Annotated in this window: 24 protein-coding genes; 9 read left to right on the forward strand and 15 right to left on the reverse strand. The window is 61.1% G+C overall.

Going from position 1 to position 20,913, the window contains the following annotated elements; all coding sequences use genetic code 11:
* Positions 1-74: 74 nt before the first annotated feature.
* On the reverse strand, positions 75-1,019 hold the full coding sequence (locus FJQ55_RS21680) for a LysR family transcriptional regulator (protein ID WP_140831928.1): 945 nt from the start codon (positions 1,017-1,019) through the stop codon (positions 75-77).
* A gap of 81 nt (positions 1,020-1,100) precedes the next feature.
* On the opposite strand from FJQ55_RS21680, the gene FJQ55_RS21685 reads away from it, so the two are divergent.
* Positions 1,101-1,754 (forward strand): SDR family oxidoreductase, encoded by a 654-nt coding sequence (locus FJQ55_RS21685; RefSeq protein ID WP_140831931.1) that lies wholly within the window; start codon positions 1,101-1,103, stop codon positions 1,752-1,754.
* A gap of 151 nt (positions 1,755-1,905) precedes the next feature.
* Entirely contained in the window at positions 1,906-2,610 is a 705-nt protein-coding gene (gene traR, locus FJQ55_RS21690) for an autoinducer-binding transcriptional regulator TraR (RefSeq protein ID WP_140831934.1), read from the forward strand.
* A gap of 9 nt (positions 2,611-2,619) precedes the next feature.
* Here the strand turns inward: traR and FJQ55_RS21695 are convergent, their stop codons facing one another.
* The 5 genes from FJQ55_RS21695 to traA form a co-directional block, all read right to left on the reverse strand.
* Positions 2,620-2,928 (reverse strand): transcriptional repressor TraM, encoded by a 309-nt coding sequence (locus FJQ55_RS21695; RefSeq protein WP_140831936.1) that lies wholly within the window; start codon positions 2,926-2,928, stop codon positions 2,620-2,622.
* 313 nt (positions 2,929-3,241) lie between these two features.
* Positions 3,242-3,868, reverse strand: a complete 627-nt coding sequence (locus tag FJQ55_RS21700; RefSeq protein ID WP_140831938.1) for a TraH family protein — start codon at positions 3,866-3,868, stop codon at positions 3,242-3,244.
* Positions 3,869-3,880: 12 nt separating this feature from the next.
* Positions 3,881-5,080: a conjugal transfer protein TraB gene (locus FJQ55_RS21705; RefSeq protein WP_140831941.1), complete on the reverse strand. Its 1,200-nt coding sequence runs from the start codon at positions 5,078-5,080 to the stop codon at positions 3,881-3,883.
* Between the two features lie 16 nt (positions 5,081-5,096).
* Positions 5,097-5,579, reverse strand: coding sequence for a conjugative transfer signal peptidase TraF (gene traF, locus FJQ55_RS21710; protein WP_425467574.1), 483 nt, complete (start codon positions 5,577-5,579; stop codon positions 5,097-5,099).
* A 44-nt stretch (positions 5,580-5,623) separates the two neighbouring features.
* Positions 5,624-8,926: a Ti-type conjugative transfer relaxase TraA gene (gene traA, locus FJQ55_RS21715; protein ID WP_140831945.1), complete on the reverse strand. Its 3,303-nt coding sequence runs from the start codon at positions 8,924-8,926 to the stop codon at positions 5,624-5,626.
* A 256-nt stretch (positions 8,927-9,182) separates the two neighbouring features.
* On the opposite strand from traA, the gene traC reads away from it, so the two are divergent.
* The 6 genes from traC to FJQ55_RS21745 all read left to right on the forward strand — a co-directional run bounded on the left by traC (position 9,183) and on the right by FJQ55_RS21745 (position 12,895).
* Positions 9,183-9,479 carry a conjugal transfer protein TraC gene (gene traC, locus FJQ55_RS21720; RefSeq protein ID WP_140831947.1) on the forward strand — a complete coding sequence of 99 codons (297 nt, stop codon included), beginning with the start codon at positions 9,183-9,185 and terminating at the stop codon, positions 9,477-9,479.
* A 4-nt stretch (positions 9,480-9,483) separates the two neighbouring features.
* Positions 9,484-9,699, forward strand: a complete 216-nt coding sequence (gene traD / locus FJQ55_RS21725) for a type IV conjugative transfer system coupling protein TraD (protein ID WP_167507778.1) — start codon at positions 9,484-9,486, stop codon at positions 9,697-9,699.
* Positions 9,686-11,629, forward strand: coding sequence for a Ti-type conjugative transfer system protein TraG (gene traG, locus FJQ55_RS21730; protein ID WP_140831951.1), 1,944 nt, complete (start codon positions 9,686-9,688; stop codon positions 11,627-11,629). Before traD ends, traG begins: the two co-directional genes overlap by 14 nt.
* A 12-nt stretch (positions 11,630-11,641) precedes the next feature.
* On the forward strand, positions 11,642-11,842 hold the full coding sequence (locus FJQ55_RS21735; protein ID WP_246085238.1) for a hypothetical protein: 201 nt from the start codon (positions 11,642-11,644) through the stop codon (positions 11,840-11,842).
* A 223-nt stretch (positions 11,843-12,065) separates the two neighbouring features.
* Positions 12,066-12,326 (forward strand): WGR domain-containing protein, encoded by a 261-nt coding sequence (locus FJQ55_RS21740; RefSeq protein ID WP_342781733.1) that lies wholly within the window; start codon positions 12,066-12,068, stop codon positions 12,324-12,326.
* A 215-nt stretch (positions 12,327-12,541) separates the two neighbouring features.
* Positions 12,542-12,895 (forward strand): thermonuclease family protein, encoded by a 354-nt coding sequence (locus tag FJQ55_RS21745; protein WP_246085240.1) that lies wholly within the window; start codon positions 12,542-12,544, stop codon positions 12,893-12,895.
* A gap of 35 nt (positions 12,896-12,930) precedes the next feature.
* On the opposite strand, the gene FJQ55_RS23490 is transcribed toward FJQ55_RS21745, so the two are convergent.
* The 3 genes from FJQ55_RS23490 to FJQ55_RS21750 all read right to left on the reverse strand — a co-directional run bounded on the left by FJQ55_RS23490 (position 12,931) and on the right by FJQ55_RS21750 (position 14,166).
* Positions 12,931-13,104 carry a hypothetical protein gene (locus tag FJQ55_RS23490; protein ID WP_167507779.1) on the reverse strand — a complete coding sequence of 58 codons (174 nt, stop codon included), beginning with the start codon at positions 13,102-13,104 and terminating at the stop codon, positions 12,931-12,933.
* Between the two features lie 266 nt (positions 13,105-13,370).
* Complete coding sequence (locus FJQ55_RS23495; RefSeq protein ID WP_167507780.1) at positions 13,371-13,541, reverse strand: hypothetical protein; 171 nt, start codon at positions 13,539-13,541, stop codon at positions 13,371-13,373.
* 316 nt (positions 13,542-13,857) lie between these two features.
* On the reverse strand, positions 13,858-14,166 hold the full coding sequence (locus FJQ55_RS21750) for a DUF736 domain-containing protein (protein WP_140831955.1): 309 nt from the start codon (positions 14,164-14,166) through the stop codon (positions 13,858-13,860).
* Positions 14,167-14,624: 458 nt separating this feature from the next.
* On the opposite strand from FJQ55_RS21750, the gene FJQ55_RS23500 reads away from it, so the two are divergent.
* The gene (locus FJQ55_RS23500) at positions 14,625-14,798 is read left to right on the forward strand and encodes a hypothetical protein (RefSeq protein ID WP_167507781.1); all 174 of its coding nucleotides are present in this window, start codon (positions 14,625-14,627) and stop codon (positions 14,796-14,798) included.
* A gap of 2 nt (positions 14,799-14,800) precedes the next feature.
* Here the strand turns inward: FJQ55_RS23500 and FJQ55_RS21760 are convergent, their stop codons facing one another.
* The 6 genes from FJQ55_RS21760 to FJQ55_RS21785 form a co-directional block, all read right to left on the reverse strand.
* Entirely contained in the window at positions 14,801-15,724 is a 924-nt protein-coding gene (locus tag FJQ55_RS21760) for an ArdC family protein (protein ID WP_140831958.1), read from the reverse strand.
* 269 nt (positions 15,725-15,993) lie between these two features.
* Positions 15,994-16,581 carry a hypothetical protein gene (locus tag FJQ55_RS21765; protein ID WP_140831960.1) on the reverse strand — a complete coding sequence of 196 codons (588 nt, stop codon included), beginning with the start codon at positions 16,579-16,581 and terminating at the stop codon, positions 15,994-15,996.
* 393 nt (positions 16,582-16,974) lie between these two features.
* Positions 16,975-17,286 (reverse strand): hypothetical protein, encoded by a 312-nt coding sequence (locus tag FJQ55_RS21770; RefSeq protein ID WP_140831962.1) that lies wholly within the window; start codon positions 17,284-17,286, stop codon positions 16,975-16,977.
* Entirely contained in the window at positions 17,283-18,176 is an 894-nt protein-coding gene (locus tag FJQ55_RS21775) for a DUF7007 domain-containing protein (protein WP_140831964.1), read from the reverse strand. The genes FJQ55_RS21770 and FJQ55_RS21775 overlap by 4 nt, the downstream gene beginning before the upstream one ends.
* Positions 18,173-19,927, reverse strand: coding sequence for a ParB N-terminal domain-containing protein (locus FJQ55_RS21780; RefSeq protein WP_140831965.1), 1,755 nt, complete (start codon positions 19,925-19,927; stop codon positions 18,173-18,175). The genes FJQ55_RS21775 and FJQ55_RS21780 overlap by 4 nt, the downstream gene beginning before the upstream one ends.
* Before the next feature lie 332 nt (positions 19,928-20,259).
* Complete coding sequence (locus FJQ55_RS21785) at positions 20,260-20,577, reverse strand: hypothetical protein (RefSeq protein ID WP_140831967.1); 318 nt, start codon at positions 20,575-20,577, stop codon at positions 20,260-20,262.
* Between the last annotated feature and the right edge of the window lie 336 nt (positions 20,578-20,913).

A 20,913-nucleotide genomic window follows, 5' to 3' on the forward strand; every position in this document is an offset into this window, starting at 1 on the left:
GATGAGCTCGTTCTGCTGGACAGGGGGTGTAAAACGCGCTCGTCAGCTTCCGCCGTACGCACCAAGTGGGAATGTCAGCCTACAACTGAGCGGCTCCAACCCGACTTGATGACCTGCGCTACCTCGTCAACGAACAGGCGCGTCTTCGTCGGCACCAGTCGCCCGTGCGGTAGGATGGCGTACACACCACCTTCACTCTTTCCCGTCCATCCGGGTAGGACTTCGACCAGTTTGCCCGTGCGGAGAGCCCTGCCAGCCATCCAGTCAGAAGTGAAGAATATCCCTGCGCCGGCAATCGCCGCATCTAGCAATGCCTCTGAGTTATCCGCAACAAGCGCGTAGTTCGGCCGTAGGACCGTGCGACGTCCGTCTTTGGACAGTGGCCAGTCCGGCCAATCTGAATAGGCTGTAAATCCGAGACATGAATGGTTCAGCAAGTCAGCAGGCTTCTCAGGCGTGCTGTTGCCTTCGATATAGCTAGGGGCAGCCACAAGCAGGTTTCGGTAGGACGCAAGCCTACGGCTCGTCAAAGAGCTGTCTCGCTGAACACCTGCAGCGACCCTGATGGATACATCGAACCCCTCTGCCGCCACATGGACGAAACGGTCTGTGAAGCGAACGTCGAGCCGGATGTGTGGAAATCGAGCGAGGAATGCCGGCAGCATCGGACTGATCCATTGACGCCCGAACGTAACAGGGACGGAAACTCGAACCAAGCCTTGCGGGGCCACTGCTGCGTCGCTGGCCTCACGGCTGGCGCTAGCAAGCTCATCGAGCATGCCTTGTACCCGGCGACAGTAGACGGCACCGACCTCCGTCAATGTGATCTTCCGCGTGGTACGGGTAAGTAGTCGCACCCCGACCCGTTGCTCGAGTTGCGTTACGCGTCGCGATAGCACCGAGGGGTCACGGCCTATTATTTTGGCGGCCTCGGTGAAGCTTCCCGCTTCGACAACCGCGACGAAGGCGGCCAATTCATCAAGGCCGCCCCCACCCAAAAATTCCTGCATGTTTTGCATGATTGATTTGCATCACTGCCTGATTATCGACCAACATGCATATGTTACATGACCTCGCTTCATCGTCCAGGAGGTTAAAACATGAAGACATTTCTAAGCATCGGATCCGGCCCGGGGATCGGCCTCGCCACAGCCGTACGCTTCGCCCGCGAGGGTTATCGGGTCGTGCTCAGCGCCCGCACCACCGACAAGGTTGAGCGCCTCGCAGAACAGCTCACAGCTAAGAACTATAATGCTGAGGCCCGCACAGTTGATGTTGGCAACCCAGAGAGCGTTGCGAGACTAGTAGCCGACGTGGAGAGTGCGTCGAGCGTTGATGTGCTTCATTTTAACGCGGCTTCAATGAGAGTTGCAACGTTGGATGACCAACCACGTCAGAGCTTTAATTCTGACCTGGCTGTCAACATCGGTGGTGCGCTTGTCGCGGTGCAAGCGGTTGCCAAGGAAATGGCTAAGCGGGGGTCCGGCTCGATCTTGCTGACAGGCGGCGGTCTCGCGTTGTACCCCCACCCCGAGTACCTTTCCGTGAGTGTAGGCAAGGCGGGCCTGCGCGCCCTAGCCCATGCGATTTTTGAGCCCCTGAAGCAGAAGGGCGTGCACGTCGGGACTGTCACAGTCGCTGGATTAGTGACGACGGCTGAGGACGCCGCTGCCGTAGCGGAAGAGTTTTGGCGGCTACACGATCAGCCGGTGGGTTCGTGGGAGGTTGAGAAGGTCTACACACCGAAGGGGTAATTGCGCAGCAGGATTTGGAGGGCGCGCCTCGGATTGCGATGCCCTCTACCTTCTGTGCCAAGGAACCGGGCGGGCTCCGGGATTTTGGTCCGTATCGGCGATAGTGCATCCACAGAGGACCTGTTCCACCTGACACTGGGCGGAGTATGAAATGCAACACTGGCTGGATAAGCTGATTGATGTCGCAGCGCTTCGAGGTGACGAAAATATTTTGAAGAGTGCACTGGGTCATCTTGCTGAACAAGCGGGATTCAGCGGATATGCCTACCTTTACATTCAACCAGGGCATACGGTCGCCGCATCCAACTATGCCCCGGAATGGCGGGGACTTTATTTCAAGCGAAAGTTCGATGCTCTCGACCCGATCGTCAACCGCGCCAAGTCACTGAAGCAGGCTTTTGCGTGGAGTGGCGAACAGGAGCGAAAGCGCCTTTCCAAGGAAGAGCGGGAATTTTTCGACCGCGCAGCCGATTTCGGCATCCGCTCTGGGATTACCATTCCCATCCGGGGGTCCAACGGCTCGACGTCCATGTTTACACTGGCGTCCGACATGACCACTATCCATCTTGAGCGCGAGATCAATCCCGTCGCGGCCGCAGCAGCGGTCGGCCAGCTTCATACAAGAATGTCTCTGTTGCCGCTGACGCCGACCGACCAATACCCGGACTACCTCGACCCAAAGGAGGCTGCCTACCTGAACTGGATCGCTGTCGGCAAAACCATGGACGAAGCCGCCGACCTGGAGGGGGTCAAATACAATTCCGTGAAAAGTAAGATCGAAGAAACCCGAAAGCGACTTCAAGTCCATACGATGCCACATCTTGTGGCGCTGGCTATCCGCGCTGGCCTTCTCTGACGGCTCTGATCAATTGACTGACACCTTCGGAATGTAACCGAGAAGCTCAACGAGCGCATTCAACGCGCTCATCTGTGCGTGCATCTCGATCATGGCTTCAATGTATTCCAGGTGCTGTTGGCCGCCCGCAGCCTTGCCGATCTTATAGTCCTGCGGAAGAGCCTGAAACAACTGGTCTGCCTTCTCCAGGAGTTGCCTGTGCAGCCGGATGGCATTCACAGCCAACACCTCCATATCCGGACCTGGCAGTCCGCGCGTCAGCCCAATCACCGGGCGTAGTTCGCTTGTCGCGGACGCGCTAAAATCATTCGAAGTCATCGGTGATCCAACCCTGGAAATTTGTCCGCGGTGCGCCCCCGCAAACGCTAATCCCTGAACCCAAGCCGGGGGTTGGAAACTGTGTGCACAGTCCTGCGACCTTTAGCACCGAGGCACCTGGACATACGTCACAGGCCCCCGGCCAAATGGTCAGAGGATTCCGATGTTGTTTCGGCCAACATCAACCTTTGCACGAGGTTTCCACACCCCGGGGCAGCGCGTACTGCCCTGCCCCGTCTTATAAAAGCTCACGACTGTTTCCGCTAGGGCATTGGAAAGACAATCGGTCTGCAGATCTGCAGAAAGCATCTGGTTACGGCCTTGCGCCGATCCCCGAGAGATCAACCCTGATGCCAGCCTTGTTGGGATCGGAAGCTCCCGCTTCGGTCGCGAGTATCGCTGCAGCGCTATCGTCTTTTGAGTCGGCGCTATTTTTAGATTCTTCCTGATTGGCCGTGGCGGGGCGAGTGATTTTCTCCTGCCCCGGATCCTCGGCTCGGAATACCGCTACCCCTTCCAAATACCCCGTCTGCCAGGCAATGACCGCATCGTCCATGACCTGAGGCAGGGCTTCCTTGGCCGTGGGATTGCCATACCACTTCATGACGATACGAAAGACCTTGGCGAACAGCGCCGTCCCCATTTGGATATTCTCGCAAGGCTCGACCATCTCAGGCTTCAACTGACCGGCCTCGACGATGCCGAGGCCGGCCGGATACTGTGTGATCCCAACGCGAACCGTGTTGCGGCCGAGATTGTCGCGGATGAGAGCGAGTGCCTCTTCCGCCGTTGTCGGCTTCGGCACGAGCACCACCCGGTTGCCAGAGCGCACGGTGATGGCCAGCGGGTCCTGCGACCCGGCCTTCGCGATGAACTGTTCAACGATCGCGGGCTTCAGGGAAGGATCGGCGCATTGCTGGATAAGGACGGCATCGAGCATCCCAGGTACTCCCTATGTGTTGAAGGCCATAACGATGGGCAGGCTGAAGAGGCTTGCCCAGGCTGTGACACTCGCTTTCTGGATGGCAACGATCGAAGTGTCTTCGGTCCACCAGCCGTTGCCAACGGCAACGACCACTTGCGGAGCGTGCAGCATCGATTGCAGGACCGGCCAGAGAATAAGCTGCTCGTAGCAGATCAGCGGCGCGATCCTTATTCCGTCAACCTCAACCAACGGGTTGCCGAAGAAGTCGGCCCGCGCGCCACCGCCCTGTCCGGTCCATCGCAACCACGGTTGCCACATCGAACCCGGGACCGGCATGCGCTCGCTATAAACGACCCTTGTCGCATCGGCCGAGATCGCCACCATGACATTGTCGTAGCCCCTGGCGTCTATGATAGCAGCACCTGCAATGACGGTGACTTCCAAGCCACGGAGACCTTCCTGCCAGACGTGGTCGGCGGTCGGCGTCCAGAAACCGAGCGCGCTCTCTGGAAGCACCACAACAAGCGCGTCCGGCCGTTTGGCAATTGTCCCACGCACCATGGCGATCAGGTCACGGTGATACTGAAGCGAGCCATCTCGCCCGAGGTTTGCCCCTTGTTCCAGATCGACGGCTATCCAGCCGGGTGCTAGTTTCGGGGGCGTCCAGTTCGTGGCGGACCAGACGTAAAGTCCTGCAAGGACTGCGACCGCGATTTGCCGTCGTCGACCGGTCATGAAGACCAACAGGATCGCGGTCGCGCCCAATCCCCACCATCCCCAGCCGGGAAATAGCACCCCGGCAGCCGTCAAGGGATGCGCCCAGCCCGTAATGCCGAAAGGCGGCAGCCCTGTTAGCGCCATAGCAAGCAGATAGCGTAGCGCTCTCGCCGCGTCCGTCCCTCTTTTCCCGGAAGAGTCTCCACCACGAGGATTCGTCCAGAAGACTGCATGGATGATGACGAAGGACGCGGAAGCCACGACCCAAAGCACCAGTCCGGGCCAGAGATCGGCGCTATAGAAGTTGGCCCCGCCCCGGGGCAACCCGCGAGAGGCCGCCAGGAAATAGCCTGCCGCCACAAGTGACGCGATTGATCGCGACGGGGCCTTTGACCAGAGCAAGGGAAAGACCATGGCGAGCGGGAGATGAAGCACCTCCCCGCTCCAGCCGATCCACCCACAAACAATGGACGCGAGTATAAGAAGAGGAGATTTCCAGCGAACGGGCATATAGTCGCCACCCCAATCACGGATCGAAGGTGAGGACCGGCCGCGCCAGACCGAGAAGACCAGAATCCGGGACCGGACCAAAATATCTGCTGTCATAAGAGCTCGCAAACGGTGAGTGAAGAAATAGATGGTCCGGTGGCACGACGCCGCCGGCATCGGGGTTGATCGCCCTGCCCTCGCCATCCGTGCGCCACACAGACGATGCGGGAACCAGGCGACCATCGACGAGCACGTGATCAGCGATATCGACACGCTGTCCGGGAAGTGCTGCGACCGTCTTGATCAACGGCGCGACTCCGCCGGCGCAGAGCCCTCGGCGCAGATATCCGCGCCGCCGCGCGTCTTCGAAAACGGCTGTTGTGGGGGGGCATAAAAAAACCAGATCGCCGATAGAGACCGGACGCTGGAGCTCCTCGATGCGCCAGAGGCCGAGCGGCTCGCTGGGGGTCAGGTTCAGCCGATAGCCGCCCGGGAACGCCGTCGCCGCCAGTGCCGACATGATGACGGCGGCAGCCGCGAGAAACTGAAGAATGCGCCTGTGCCTCATTGCTTCAGCACCGGCGTCTGGCGCTGGGTGAGACGCTGTTCCTCGGCTTGTCTTAGCGACTGGACGGTGCGCTCTTGGGCGGCGAGCTGTTGCGCTGTCCGCATCACCGGCCAGGATTGTTTCAGTTGCTCCTTCTGTTCCGGATTCATGCCCTCGGAGAGTTTTTCGTATAGCGCTCCGGAAGGCTCGCGCGCCGAGTTGCTCAGCAGCGTCCGTCCCCCGAACCGCTCGGTGACGGCTTTGTTGAAACTGTCGATCTCAAGCTTGGTCTCACGATTGCTGAGCGCATACGCCATCGCCGCCGACAGATCGTTGCGGTCGATGGCGTCGCGCACCCGCTCCAGCACAACACGCGCTGCCGGCGACAGCGCCGGAATGTCGGTCGAGACCCGCTGACGCAGGCTCTGCTCGTCCGCCTGGTGCCGCATTGTTGCCGTCTCGCGCATGTGCAGATATTGCTCAAGATCGCGCTTGAGAGCAGGCACATTGACCTCGGCGATGCGACGTGCCTCGCGCTCTGCCTTGCCTGCCAGAATGCCGGTCTTGCCTTTCAATGGACCGATAGTCTCCGGCTCCGCCCCGAGCCTTTGCAGGACCTGCTTCGCCATCAACTTGTCTGCCAGGACAGAATCGAAGTTCATCGATCGGAAGGCGGTTTCAGGATCGGCGAAGACATAAGCGAAGCGCGCCGAGACTTCTTCCCATTGCCGCTTCAGGGCGGGATCGTTGCCAAGCTTGTCATCGACCGTATCGGCCACAGAGCCGGAAAATGTCTTGATCCCTGCGACCATGGGTGCGGCCTCCTTCATCGTTTGGGTCTTCGAGGTTTGGGTGAAGCCAAGGCGTGCGGCGAAAGCGCCAAGCCGCTGGCCGAGATCGACAAGCTTCGCCTTCTGGCGCAGAGTCCAGTCGAGCCGGTCGCGGACCAGCGTGCGCGCGACCTGCACGATGTGCAAGCCGCGCGTTTCGGCGAAACGCAGCGCCTCGCGATAGAGTTGGCCGCGCTCATAATCGAGCGTCGTTTCCTCAGCATTCTTTCGGGAGAGAACCTTGGCCAGGCCGCCGTTGAAGGCGAAGGACCGAGTCCCATAGTAGAGCTGCAGATCCTCACGATGGCGGGTCATCGCCACATAGGTCAGATGCCGATCCAGGGACAGGGAAGCGAGCACCTTGACCTTGTCGACCGTGGCGCCTTGCGACTTGTGAATTGTTGTTGCGTAGCCGTGATCGAGGTTGTTGTAGAACCGCTGTTCGACCACCACCAGGCGCCGCTGATCGCCCTCGCCCACGGTTGCAATAATGCGGTTCGGTTGAGCCTCGACGACATGACCGATCATTCCATTCTTGAGCCCAAGCGATCCCTCATTTTTCAGGAAGACGATCTGGTCGCCGACATCGAAACGGCGTTCGCCGTCAACCGTTTTGAAGACATGGCCTTCACCGACAATGCCGCGTTCCACCAGCTTCTCGCGGGCCATGACGTTGAGCATGCGGACGTCGCGGCGCAGATGAGCGAGGATCAATGTTGTCTTCGTCCGATCGTAGTCGCGATTCCAATCGGCGACGAGACGATCGACGGCTTCCGACTTCAGACGAGAGCCGAGCACCCTGCCCTGACCCTCATAGGCAACGAGAGCCTTCTCGACATTGCCGCGCGCAAGATCGAGCGAAGCCTTCCGCATCCAGTCGTCGCGCTGGCGATAGATGGTTTCGAGTTCGGCGTAACCAATGCGATTGACGATCGCGCGGAAGGCAGCACCCGCTTCGATCGGCTGAAGCTGCTCTGGATCGCCGACCAGCACGATCTTCGCACCCGCCCTTACCACGGCATCGACAAAGCCGGCCATTTGTTTCGAGGCCACCATGCCGGCCTCGTCCATGACGAAGACCGTCTTGTCGTCCAGGACGTCACGACCACTGTTCCAGCGCAGCTCCCAAGACGCAAGCGTGCGACTCTGGATGCCAGCTTCCTTCTCCAGGCCCTCAGCTGCCTTGCCCGCAAGCGCGCCGCCGACAACACGATATCCAGCCATTTCCCAGGCCTCACGAGCCGCCTTCATCATCGTGGTCTTGCCGGCGCCTGCGCGTCCAACGACGGCAGCGATGCGGGCGGGTCCTGCAATGCGCTCAATCGCTGCTTTCTGCTCGTCGGACAGCCGCTCATGACGCCGGAACGTCGCACCCACTGCAGCCTCGGAGACCGCATGCGTCTGCTTAGCCGACAGCCACATGGCCTGCCGCGCCATCGTCGCCTCCAGCCGGATCAACGCTCGCGTCGAGTAGCGTGCCGGCAGTTTCTTGGCCGTGGCGAAATCGATCGTCTCGCGCTGCAGCCGCAACACGTCCGGGTTCAGGATGATCCTGATCATCAGCTGCTGGAAGACAGCGGGATCGTCGATGTAGCGATGCACGACCTTGGCGATGTCTCGCTCGTCGAAGACGCTCTTTTCCCGCGTGATCAGGTCGAGCACGATGGCAGGATTCTTCAAGATGCGGCGGGCGTTTTCCGTGCGTCGCTGCTCGTTCAGTTCGACCCGTTCAAGCTCCGACCGAACACCTTGGCTTTCCGCCTTGCGCTCCATCGCCTTGGCCCCGACGCCGAGATGGATGGTGGGATCGAGATCGATCCCCTGCTTTTCGTAGGAGCGGCCGTCGACGCGAAGATCGATACCGCCAAGTGCCAGATGATGGTTCTGTCTTTCGAACCAGCCGTCGCGCAGCACATTGAAATCATCCGTCGATCCGGCCCAGAGTTCGTAGAGGATCTTCCCGGACTTGGTCCGCACCGCCTGGCCGTCGTCGCCAATGACAGGGACCTTCTTCGAGCCAAACCCCTCCTCCGTCAAAGGCCGCAGCGTGGTCATCAGATGGATATGCGGATTGCCTGGATTGTCGTGATAAACCCAGTCAGCAACCATGCCCTTGGCGAGGATGTGTTTCTCGACAAAATCCCGGACCAGGGCGATGTTCTGCTCCGCCGACAGTTCGAGCGGCAGGGCAATCGTCAGGTCACGGGCAAGCTGCGCATCCGCACGCTTCTCGAACGCTTCGAGCTTGTTCCAGAAGACTTCCGAAGCTCCGGCGACAGAACGATCAGCGGTCAGGGAGCGAACCCATCTCGGGGCGCCGGCAGGAAGGACGAATTCCTCGTGTAGCAGGCCCTGCTTGCGGGTGTAGTCGATCGTGCGAGCCTCGCGCTCGTACTCCATCTTCGCGCAATGCCGGTAGGCCGCTGACAGCACGACACTGCGGCCGGAGCCGCGGCTGACGATGCTGGCTGAGAAATGGGCGATGGCCACGACGAAGGAAGCTCCAGGTTAGAACCGCGTTCGTCCGGAACGGCTGGGGCCACACGGCCCCGCCAGGGGTGCTGAGCAAGCACGTCGCATCGCGACGTATAATTGCGCCCTTGGAGCCATTCCTTCGGAACGGCCGGGATCATTCACCAAAGCATCTCCGTTGGCGATCTGCAGATCTGCAGATTTCAATTCAGGCACATCCGGAAGAGTCTGGGCGTCGCAAGTGCAACGCCCAGAGCTCAGAGGAGCAACCGGAATGAAGAAGCCATCATCGAAGATCAGGGAAGAAATCGCCAGATTGCAGGACCAGTTGAGGCAGGCCGAGACCCGAGAGGCCGAACGCATCGGCCGCATCGCGTTGAAGGCCGGTCTCGGCGAGATCCAGATCGACGAAGCCGAGCTTCAGGCCGCTTTCGAGGAGATCGCCAAGCGGTTTCGCGGAGGCAAAGGTGCTGCGACCGGGAGAAAAACTGCTGGTGAGGGCAGAAGCGTCAGCGAGCCGTCCGCGACGCAGTCGCCTGGCACGGATGCGGGCGGGCCTGGTGAGGCTTGAGCGGATGGCCAAAGCGATGACGTCGGAGGCGCGCAAAAAGGACACGCGCGAAAAGATCGAGCTCGGGGGCCTGATCGTCAAGGCGGGGCTGCGCTACGAGAAGCGTTCTCTGCTGCTCGGTCTGCTGATCGACGCCAACAGGCGGATCAGGGGCGACGAGACAGAGAAAGCCCGGCTGGCGGCAATCGGCGCGGAGGCCTTTGGCAATGACGGCGAATAGGCTCCTTCTGGCAATTCTGCCCGCCGCGATCATGTTCACGGCGATGGCCCTGACGTCAGGCATGGAACACCGGCTGGCGACGCTCGGCACCAACCCGCAGACAAAGCTGATGCTCGGACGAGCGGGGCTGGCCCTGCCATATGTCGTCGTTGCCGCCATCGGCGTCATTGCGCTGTTTGCCGCGAACGGGTCGGCCAATATCAAAGCGGCCGGCCTCAGCGTTGTCACGGGAAACGCCGTCGCCGTGATCATCGCCATCGCCCGCGAGACCATCCGCCTAACCGGCTTTGCCGCGAACGTCTCGGCGGGACAATCCGTTCTTTCCTATATCGATCCGGCGACGATGCTCGGCGCGCTTGCTGCTTTCATCAGCGGCGTGTTCGCGCTTCGCGTTGCCATCAGGGGCAATGCCGCGTTCGCGACCACATCGCCAAAGCGAATCGGCGGCAGGCGCGCTGTCCATGGCGAGGCCGACTGGATGAGGATGCAGGAGGCTGCAAAGCTGTTTCCGGAGGACGGCGGCATCGTCATCGGCGAGCGATACCGTGTTGATCGCGACAGTGTCGCCGCTCTGCCGTTTCGGGCTGATGACAAACAAAGCTGGGGCGCCGGCGGCCGGTCACCGCTGCTGTGTTTCGACGGTTCCTTCGGCTCGTCGCATGGCATCGTCTTCGCCGGTTCCGGTGGTTTCAAGACGACATCGGTGACGATCCCGAGCGCGCTTAAATGGGGAGGCGGTCTGGTTGTGCTGGATCCGTCGAGCGAAGTCGCTCCCATGGTGAGCGAGCACCGGCGCCAGGCGGGTCGAAAGGTAATCGTACTCGATCCCACAGCATCTGGTGTCGGGTTCAATGCGCTGGACTGGATTGGCCGTCACGGCAATACCAAGGAGGAGGACATCGTCGCCGTCGCCACATGGATCATGACCGACAATGCGCGCACCGCATCCGCCCGCGACGACTTCTTCAGGGCCTCAGCGATGCAGCTTCTGACGGCGCTGATCGCCGATGTCTGCCTTTCCGGTCACACGCAGGAGAAGGATCAGACCTTGCGCCGCGTCCGGGCCAATCTGTCCGAGCCCGAGCCGCAGCTTCGGGCACGCCTGACGAAGATCTACGAGCAGTCGGACTCCGACTTCGTGAAGGAAAACGTCGCCGTCTTCGTCAACATGACGCCGGAGACGTTTTCGGGCGTCTATGCCAATGCCGTGAAGGAAACGCATTGGCTGTCCTATCCCAACTATGCCGGTCTTGTGTCCGGCGACAGTTTCTCGACGGACGATCTCGCCAAAGGCGAGACTGACATTTTCATCGCGCTCGATCTGAAAGTGCTGGAAGCCCATCCGGGCCTCGCGCGCGTCGTTATCGGCGCGCTGCTCAACGCCATCTATAACCGCAATGGCAATGTGAGGGATCGAACACTCTTCCTGCTCGACGAGGTGGCACGCCTCGGCTATCTGCGCATTCTCGAGACCGCCCGAGACGCCGGCCGCAAATACGGTATCACGCTGACCATGATCTTCCAGTCGCTCGGGCAGATGCGCGAGGCCTATGGCGGGCGTGATGCGACGAGCAAATGGTTCGAGTCCGCATCCTGGATTTCTTTCTCGGCAATCAACGATCCCGATACCGCCGACTACATCTCGAAGCGATGTGGCGACACCACGGTCGAGGTCGACCAAACCAACCGATCTTCCGGAATGAAGGGATCGTCGAGATCGCGGTCGAAGCAACTCAACCGCCGGCCGTTGATCCTTCCGCATGAGGTTCTGCGCATGCGCAGTGACGAACAGATCGTCTTCACCTCGGGCAATGCACCCCTGCGATGCGGGCGCGCCGTGTGGTTCCGCCGCGAGGACATGAGGGCCTGTGTCGGCGAGAACCGGTTTTACAAGAACGCTTCCAGCACGCATGAACCGGTCGTGCGATAGATCGAGTGCACAATGATGCGATATTGGGAAGCATGCGAAGCGCAGGTGACGGCAGCTGAAGCGGTTGAAGAATGCCGAAAGCACGGCGTCGATGCGGTGCTTCGCGACTGCGACGGCGCGTTGATCGATAAAGAAAGTGGAGACGTGATTGGCCTTCCCGACGACTGCGGAGAGTTCTATGGCGGAGATGTCCTCGGCTACCTCGGATATTGATCGACGCCCATTTGCACAGAAGACGTCTGGTCTGGTGTTTGCGGGAAGATCGTCACCCAAATGGGGCGGAGACCTAGGGCTCCGTTCGCCTCGGCGAATAGAGCTGTACGCCGCAGGTGGACCGCCCATCGTTCAGCGGAACTTCACGAAAATGAATCGGTCAGACGTCATCGATTCATATCTCTCGTTGGACGAACTTTGGCGCCCGAGCGATCATGCTGCCATGCTCATTCAGCCCTATCAGCTCTATGTCGAACGCACGGACGAAGCCCGGAACATAGCCCGCTTTTATGCTATGACCATCGAGTCGAATCTGTTCGGTGAGGTCTGCCTGACGCGTCGCTGGGGCCGGATCGGAGCGCATGGCCAGATGAAGGTCCAGCATTTTGCCAGAGAGCGAGACGCCGTCGCTGCCTTCCTCGATTTTCTCCGACAGAAGCGAAACCGCGGATATCGTGTCACACCTTCAGCAGCCCGTCACTGACGGCCTGCGATCTCTTGCGGGGCCCGGCTCAAGTCCACACATCGACGATCATGAACAGGAGCATTTGACAATTGGCATATCCGCATGATCTCCGGCTTTCCCTCCGGAAAAAGAGAAGGTAACGCAATCTCGCGATCCTCGTGCTGATCTCTGGCCTCACAAGCGCCGCTGTCATGGAGGTCAGTGCCCCAACGGTGACGCTGGCCGCACCGTATATGACTTCGGTAAAGTTTGGAAAATGCACAGACGGCGATCGGATTAGCTGCGTCGTCGATGGAGATACGCTGTGGATCGATGGCACGAAAGTCCGGGTTGCAGACATCGACGCGCCCGAGATCAGTGAGCCCAAATGCGCCTCGGAACTTGTTCTCGGTAACCGCGCGACCCAGCGGCTGATCGAACTTGTGAACCAGGGACCATTCGAATTGCAGGCGTGGCCGGGTCGTGACAAGGATCGCTACGGTCGCACCATCCGGGTTCTTGTTCGCCATGGCCATAGCCTCGGCGATATTCTTGTCTCCGAAGGATTGGCGCGCACCTGGACAGGTCGTCGTGAACCATGGTGCTAGGACGGCTCGGCCGGTGAGGGCCGAGCCAACGGCACTCACTGGCGCCGTTCCCATTCGGTTTCGATGTTGAGCTCAACGTCCGCGAAGAAGGGAATCTTGATCGCGATCTTCAGACCGAGCTTGCCCTTGCGGAAGAGGTGACTGACCACCTTGCCAAGGGTGCGAAGACGGCGGCCGGTGGCGCTGAGGAATTTTGCGAGCTGGTGCATCACAGATCTCCTGTCGATTGCGGTTCATTGCGGGGATGAAGAGCGGACAAGGAAGGAGGGCTGCACCCGCAGGGCCGAAGCGGAGCGAAGGACCTGATAGTGACTGAAATTTGCTGCGCGAGGAGCGAGAAGCGGGGAAAATTCTTGCGTCATCAGGGTTGCAGCCAGACGCCCGGAACGCACCATCCCTGATGTCAATAAAATCGGATCGACAGGAGATCTTCAGGTACCTCACTACGCACACGACGCGACTTGAGGCCTCCCCCTCAGAATGGTGGCTCCGCATCGGCGTGGCCGTCCATTTCGGCAATCGCCAGCGTCAGTTCCGCCTGCGCGAGAACCAACTCGGCTGCGATCTGGCGGCGCTCCCAAGGATCGACAGCGTTCCGCAGTTCGGCACGAAGTTCTTCAATCTGGCGTTCAAGTTCGTAGGTCATCGTCTGATCTCCTATGTGAAAGACGATCAGCGGCGCCGGACAGGGAATGACGATGTCAGGGATCGCAGAAGCGACCGGCAGCGCCGGGGAGTGGGGGAGCCGATTTCGTGTTGGCGGCTTCGCAGCCAATTCGAAATTGGGGGTACCGCTCATCCTTGACGACGGCAGTCCCGTCGGCATCATCACCGGATACTGAGCAGGTTTTCCTCCTCTCCGTATGGCACAAAAAAGCCGGACCTGGCTCGATGCCGGGTCCGGCTTTGATATTTCGGTCAGAGGAGAGGGCTCCGCAGGTGGCGGAGCCTCGTAATGCCGATCAGTCCCGGTTCGGGCGAGACCAGATGAGCTGGAGGCCATCCTCGCCTTCGACCTCGGCGAGTGTGGCGTAGATCGGGGCGGGGAAGCTCGGATCGTCGAGCTTGACCGAGAGGTAGTCGCGGCCTTCACTGGAGGTCTTCTGCCAGGCCGCGCCCAGCTCGACGCTGCCGGCGTAGACGCGGAACTGCGGGCCCTTGTCGGAGGGGTTGTCGACCCGGGCGATGCGGGCCTTGACGTTGAGGGCGAGTGTCCGAATGGAACCGGTGAAGCCGTTTTCGGTGGAGGTGAAGGTGCCGATGGTTGCCATTGTCGTATTCCTTTTCTCGTGTTCGTGCCGCGCCCATCGCGGCCTCGATGGCAGTCGACAAGACCGGAGACGATCGGACCGCACCTGATAAGGCCGCAATGAAATGAAGGGCGGCAAGTCGCAGATTTGTTAGTTGGCGAGGAGGAGCCCCTTAGGGATCCGGGGTAAGAAATCTGAGAATGCCGTTGCGGGAAGACGATCGAGGCGCAGCCGGTCTCCGGTCAGACATGCCTCATCGAGCCCGCAGATGGGTTGCCGGAAACTCTGACGGGAAGGGATATGGCAACGGCATTCCGCTGCATTTGCCTTGGGTACGAATGGCATCCCGCGCCACGCACGCCGGGACCGCTCTCATCGTCTGCTTCATCAGTGGAAAAGCGTTTCTGCCGACACCAGCCTGCTTGCTGACTGCGCCCGGTGCAATATCGTGCGTTCTCGAATCGCTGCCTGGAGGATCAATGCGTCAGCAGACCAAGCCGTTCATCGTCGAACGCAAACCGTCCCGCAAACCCAAACCCGACACTGCAAAACCGTCGATCTGGGGAAGGCTGGATGCTGACATTGCACAAGGTCTCCAAGACCAAATGGATACGGACCACGCGGCCGCCACCGGTGGTGACGACCGCGCTTGAATTCAGGCCGCAGCCTTCACATCCGTTTCCGGCTGCAGCGAATGCAGGAAGCTCACCGCGCGTTGTGCATGTGCCGCCGCCTGAAAGATCGCCCGCTTGTCGTTGGCCAGCACCGATAGCCACGACTGCAGATAGGAAGCGTGATCCGCTCGTGGTTCGAGCTCCGGCGCGATGCCAAGGTCGGCGCAGAGGAAGCAACTGCCGAGTTCGGCAATAAGTTCTTCCCGGGCCCGCTCGGTCCGGTCCTTGGCATAACGCGACAGGTCGCGTCCCACGCGATGCTCCGCCGCCGTCCAGTGGGTCGCCTCATGGCTGAGGACAGCCGCGTATCCGGCAGCATCGCGAAACGCCTCAAAGGGGGGCATCTGAATGTAGTCCATGACCGGAGAATAGTAGGCCTGATTGCCGCCGTGCCGAATGACTGCGCCGGTATGCAGAAAGAAGCGATCGGCGCTCTCGATCCGCTCGATGGGATCAAGGACCTCGGCCGGCGGCGCGTAATAGCTTTCGGGCAAACCGTCGATCTGCTCGACATTGAACACTGAATAGGCCTTCAGGAATGGGATCTCCCGATCGATCTCGTTGCCGTTGCCGTCCGCTTCCGACTTGGTGAAACGGCTGGCGAAGACGACGGTCGAGCCGGTTTCTCCCTTGCGCACAGCTCCTCCCGATTCAAGCGCCTGCTTGAACGTCATCCACATCGATGAGGCGAAACCACGCGACATCTGTTCGGACCATAGGAGAAGCAAGTTCATGCCTGAATAAGGCAGACCGTTGTGGCGCAGCGGCCGGGTGATCCGGCCGCAAGTGTTGGCGGCGCCCCACGGTTTCATCCAGGGTCGCACCCCTTGTTCGAGATCCTCAACGATCCGATCGGTGATCCGCGTATAGATGTCCGCACGATCCAATTCTGATTTCTTTGCCATGACTTCTCTCTCCTTTTCCGGGACCGCGCCGATCGCGGTCCGTCACGGAGGTCCGAAGTAAGGGGCCAATGGCGTGGCCAGGCACCGAAGGCCGCAACAGCGTGGAGGACGGCGAAGCCGTTGCATGGGCACCCGGCTCCTGCAGGACCGCCGAACGGGACGGACCGCGATCGGGCGTCCCTGGCTTCTTTCGACATAGGAAAAGCCGGCGCTGCAGGCGCCGGCCCTCGGTCAGAAAGAGAAGGCGGGGTGCGACCCCGCCGAATGTGTCATCCGAATGCAGCCATCTGAACTTCGGCCGCCTTGCGGTCGAGCGATGCGCCCGGGTTTTCGACCGGCCGGTCGAAGGGTTTCCAGGTCTCCCCGACGACCTGTTCGTAGGCTGCCACCGCGCCCTCGGCTGCCATGCGCAGCGCATGGGACTGGATGCCCATGTCGGCCGCGAATTCCCGCTTGCGCTGGGCGGCGCTGTCATAGCCGACCGGACCGTCGAGATCCTCATCGCGGGCATCGTTTGACGCCTTCGCCGTTGCGTCGCGCGCCTCTGTGACGGCGCGGGAGTAGAATTGACCGGCGCCGTGCGCCGATCCGACGAAGGCCCCGACGATACGCTGCAGGTGGATTTGAATGGCTCTCTCGCCCAAACCTTCGGAGAGGCTGTCGGCGGTCTCATTGATCAGCCGCTCATGCAGGCTGCGGATGCCGTCGCTGTCGACGACGGTGGTGCCGAAGCTTTCGGCGATCTTGAGCGCTTGGGCGGCATCCGGGCACGAGAGGCGGACCATTTCTAGGGTCGCGCCTTTGCGGAGCTGCGAGACCCGTGCGTTGGAGCGGTTGGTGGTTGCGGGCTTGGCCATATCTGTTCCTTCCGTGGCTGCCGAAGCGGTTCCGGCCCGTGCCGGTCTGCCCTTCGATGCGGACGACCAGGAACCGGCAAAGGACGGGCGGCTTCACAGGTCCGATCCGGCTGAGCCAGCAGGACAGGTTTGCGGGCCAGCAGGTTTTGACCTGCTTGGGACCGCGAGCCTGCCCTCGCGCAGTGAAGTTGGATCGGCCGCCACGCGGCGCGAGAGCGGCCTTGAAACGACCGGCCGCCGGTTCAGACCGCAGCGAACAAGAAGGGCAGTCCGGCACGGGTCCGATATCAGGTACACGCGATCGGAGGGCGATATGGCCAAGCCCGCGACGCTTGCAGACTCTGAGCCGCATCGTGGTGCAAAGCCACCCCGCAGCCCATTCCTGCGGTCCGTCTATCCCGCGATGGGCAAACCAGGCGCATCATCGCGACGCTTGCATTCGTCGATGATCTGCTCTTGAAGACGCAGCCCGCACGTGAGCGCGTCGAGTTCGCGCCACCGTTCGAAAGTCAGGCGGTCGGCAAGCTCCTGTTGAGAAAGGAGGTGACCGGACCGACGTCGCGCCCGGCTTCGGACCTTCGCCGTAATCGCCTGCCGTCCGGCGCGCGCCGCAATCTGCCGTGTCAGACAGTCAAGATGCCGCTGGGTTTCGCGCCGGGGGCCGATCGCCTTCGCCAGAGGTTTTGAAACGAGGACGTCGATCATATCCCACTCCCTCGGCCTCGCCAGCCGACGAAGGAGGAGGGGCCATGATATTCGGCATGCCGACCGGTATCGATGACGAAGCCGAACCGGCTACGCTGTGCATACTCGTCGCTCGGCAACAGGAAGCGACGCTCATCGTTGTCGGACTTTCGGCACCCCCCGACGACCGCCACGACCTCTGTCATGCCGGGGTTCTGATCGGAGAAGATTGCCGATGTGACGATGTAGTCCTTCGCATGACGTTGATCGAACGCCCGTTGATCCTTTGTCCAGCTTTCGCCCTCGGCCAGCTCGCAGCCGCGGATTGCCTCCCAGGCATCCGGCCAGGTGTTGCGGATGGTCCTTTCGGCCATAGACCGCTCATAGCGGGTGAACAGATCCGGAAAGCTGAGCGCCACAATCGCCCATTCGCTATCCTCTTCGTACCATGGGGTGTCCTTCCGCAGCAGCGGATGGACTTTGCCGCTGCGATCGGCAGAGAGATGAAACCCACCGTGTCCCGCCGTGCTATGGGCGATGACACCATCCGCATAGATGACCGCCATCTGCGATGCGCCCCAGGGCGTGCTCGCCGACATGCGGGTTCGTATGCGGTTGAGCTTCGCCAGATCACGCTTATGTCCGGCAGTCTCGGCAACACGCGCCCGGAATTCGGCCTCATCCGCCACCCGGCCATCATGTCCGATGAAGTCAGCGCGGGTCAGCTCGGAAAGCGGCCGGCGCACCGAGACTGCGCTCGCAAGGAACGCAAAGCCGCTCGGCGCCGTGACCATGGCAAGGACAAGGTCATCGATGCGGGCGACGGGCAAGCCGTCCGCGCTGGTGGCAAACTCCACCCCCGAGAGATCGGGGGTGGCTGCTGCCCTGTTCGACTGGAGGGCGGCGGTCATGCTGCCGCCCTCTGATCGAAATCCTGATCATGCTCGCCCTCGGAGCCGACATCGACGTCCTGCGGATCGTCGTGATCCCGTTTTTCGCCGGCGTGGACTTCCTGCTGCTCACCGAGGTCTTCACCATGACCGTCATCATCCTCGTGCCCGCCCGAGCCGATGACATCAGTGGCGGCACCTGCGCGGATCCAGTCGAGCAGTTCGTCGGCCGGTGGCGCGAAGCGGCCGGCGGGATGGACGAAATGCTCGTTTGCGAAATGCTCGACCAACGCCGCACGGGTTTCTCGGACCTTCGACCGTGGCTGCACGGATGCCTCACCGCACGATGCTTCCAACGCCTGGCGCGACAGGCATAAGAGGAACTCCTCCGAACCCATGTTCGGCAGGTATTCGTCGGCGCCGATTGCCTCGCCTGCAATACGGGACACCATGCCGCTATTCGACATGCCCCGGCGGCACGACAGAACGTCGATCAGCACCGAGCGGACGGCGACCCGAAGCGTATCCTGATCGAAGGCGAGCTTGCCATGCTCGTCGAACAGCCTGACGGCATGGCGCGAGAAGCGCTTGCCACCGTAGAACGTCCCATCTGCACCGGAGTCGACCCGGACATTCTGCCCAGCGAAAGCCAGCACCATCAGCGCCATCAGCATGTCATCCTCGATCGGCGCGCGGCCGAGCGCATCATGCAGGGCGTCGGTGCGGAAATCGCCGATCATGTCATGGCCCTTCTGGGTCACATCGGGCCGAATTTTCGGAGGGGCCACCGCATTGCTATTGCTGCCCGCGGAGGATCCGTCGTCAGCAGCGCCCTTCGGCTTTGCCACCTCGGGCATACGATAATGCACGGTCTGCACCTTGCCATCGCGATCCAGGTAGAGCGCCGTGTGATCAGACTTCGACGGCTTGCCATAGACCTGGGAGGCCTTCTTCGGCAGCTCCGGCTGGCCCCAGCTGTTGACCTCAACGATTGCGCCGCGCTTCGGCAGGTTGCTGGTCATCCATTCATGCTGGGCGCCAAGAAAGCCCTCGACATTCGTCGTGTAGCGGCCATCCTGATCGGCGGGTGCGAAGAGGTCTTCGACCCACTCGATCCCGTAGGCCTGAGCCAGATCGTCGCCGAAGCTCGCGTCCCTGGCATACATGCGCTTTTTGGTCAGGGCATTGGCGATCTGCCACCACGGAGCCGTGTCGCCCTTCTTCGGCTTGTGCGCCTTCCAGACCTCCTTCTGGTCGACCTGAGCGGCGGCGGCGATAATCCGCAGTTGCTGCTCGGACGGCATGTCGCCCAGCGCCATCTGTTCGAGCATCGCTGGCAGGACGTTAGCGAGCAGTCGAAGCTCTCGGATCTGGCGGACGGGAAGAGCAAGAGCGACGGCGATCGCTTCCTCGGTCCATCCCAGAGCGACCAGACGTTCGATGCCGCGCCACTGGTCAACCGGGGTAAGCGGCTCGCGAACCGAGTTCTCGACCATGGAACGCATTGCGCCGTTATCGTTGGCGGCATCTGCGACGAGGATCTCGATTTCGTCCAGGCCAGCGGCGATGGCCAATCGAACACGGCGATGGCCCGCGTCGATGATGTAGCCGTTTCCGCCATCTGTTTGCGGTGCGACCACCGGCGGCTGGACGATGCCGACGGCCTTGATCGTCGCCAGCATTAACGCATCGGCCTGCGGCGACGACTTCGTCTGGCGCATCCTGTCGGGGTTTTCCTTGAGGGCGCGCGGGTCAACCTTCATGATCTGCATGGGATTTGTCCTTGTCTGGAGGGTTCCGGACTGGCGCCTTGCCAGCCCTTCCTGTCTTCATTTTCTTCGAAGACACCTCCAGGACCGCGGAGCGGCCGGACTGCCGCAACTGCGGCCGAGCGTCCCTGCTGCCTAGGGCTAGCGGGGCTAACAGCCCTGCGAAGGACAAGCAGCCGGGATGACGCAGGCGGCGGTTGAGCGATAGCGCCGGCAGGAGGACCGATCTGCGACCGGTTCTTGCTCCCTGCTTTTCTTTTCTAAACCCTTACTTCTCAATTCGAGCCGGCGCTCGAAGACGAGACTGCTGCGGCAGCCATAACTTGAGGATGTGACTAGGTTCGGCGCCCGAGAAGGGCGAGACCATCTGCGAGCATACGCTTCAAGATCAGCTTCCTGCTTTCCGGTGCAGCAGGACCGGCTTCGGCGGTAGCAACAGCAGCAGACGGTGGATCGGCGGCCTCGGATGGCGAGACCGGCAGAGGCTGTTCGACCACTGCGGCGACAACGACGTGCGTGATTGTCGTCTCATCCGATTTCACCGCGACGGTGATCTGTCCTCCGGAGCGGAGGCGGTCGACGCCCGTTTGAGCGGCCTCCTGCTCGTCTTGAGCTTCGACCAGCGATGTCTGCGTCACGAGAAAAAATGGCATGTGTTCCCACGAAGTTTTTAGTGCAGATCTCATTCGCAAAGGTGGCACGGTCAAGGTGCAGCACCGCATTTGCGGTCGCATCGGAGACAAAAAAGGCGCTCGACCCGTAAGGGGAGCGCCTTCTTCTGTATCCCGGGACAATGTCAAACGCCGCGGCGATTGCAGCGAGCAGGACATCGTCTCATCGGGAAGTGATGCTCAGATATTATTGACGAAGGGCAATTTCAAGTCGTGATTCCACTTGCCGCCTGATAGATCTCGCCGCTTATCAGAAGGTGAAACAACATGAGCACAACACCCGAGCCCCGGAGAGCCATCGCGCAGCGGGCGATCGAT

The sequence above is a fragment of the Rhizobium glycinendophyticum genome (assembly GCF_006443685.1).
GTDB lineage: Bacteria > Pseudomonadota > Alphaproteobacteria > Rhizobiales > Rhizobiaceae > Allorhizobium > Allorhizobium glycinendophyticum.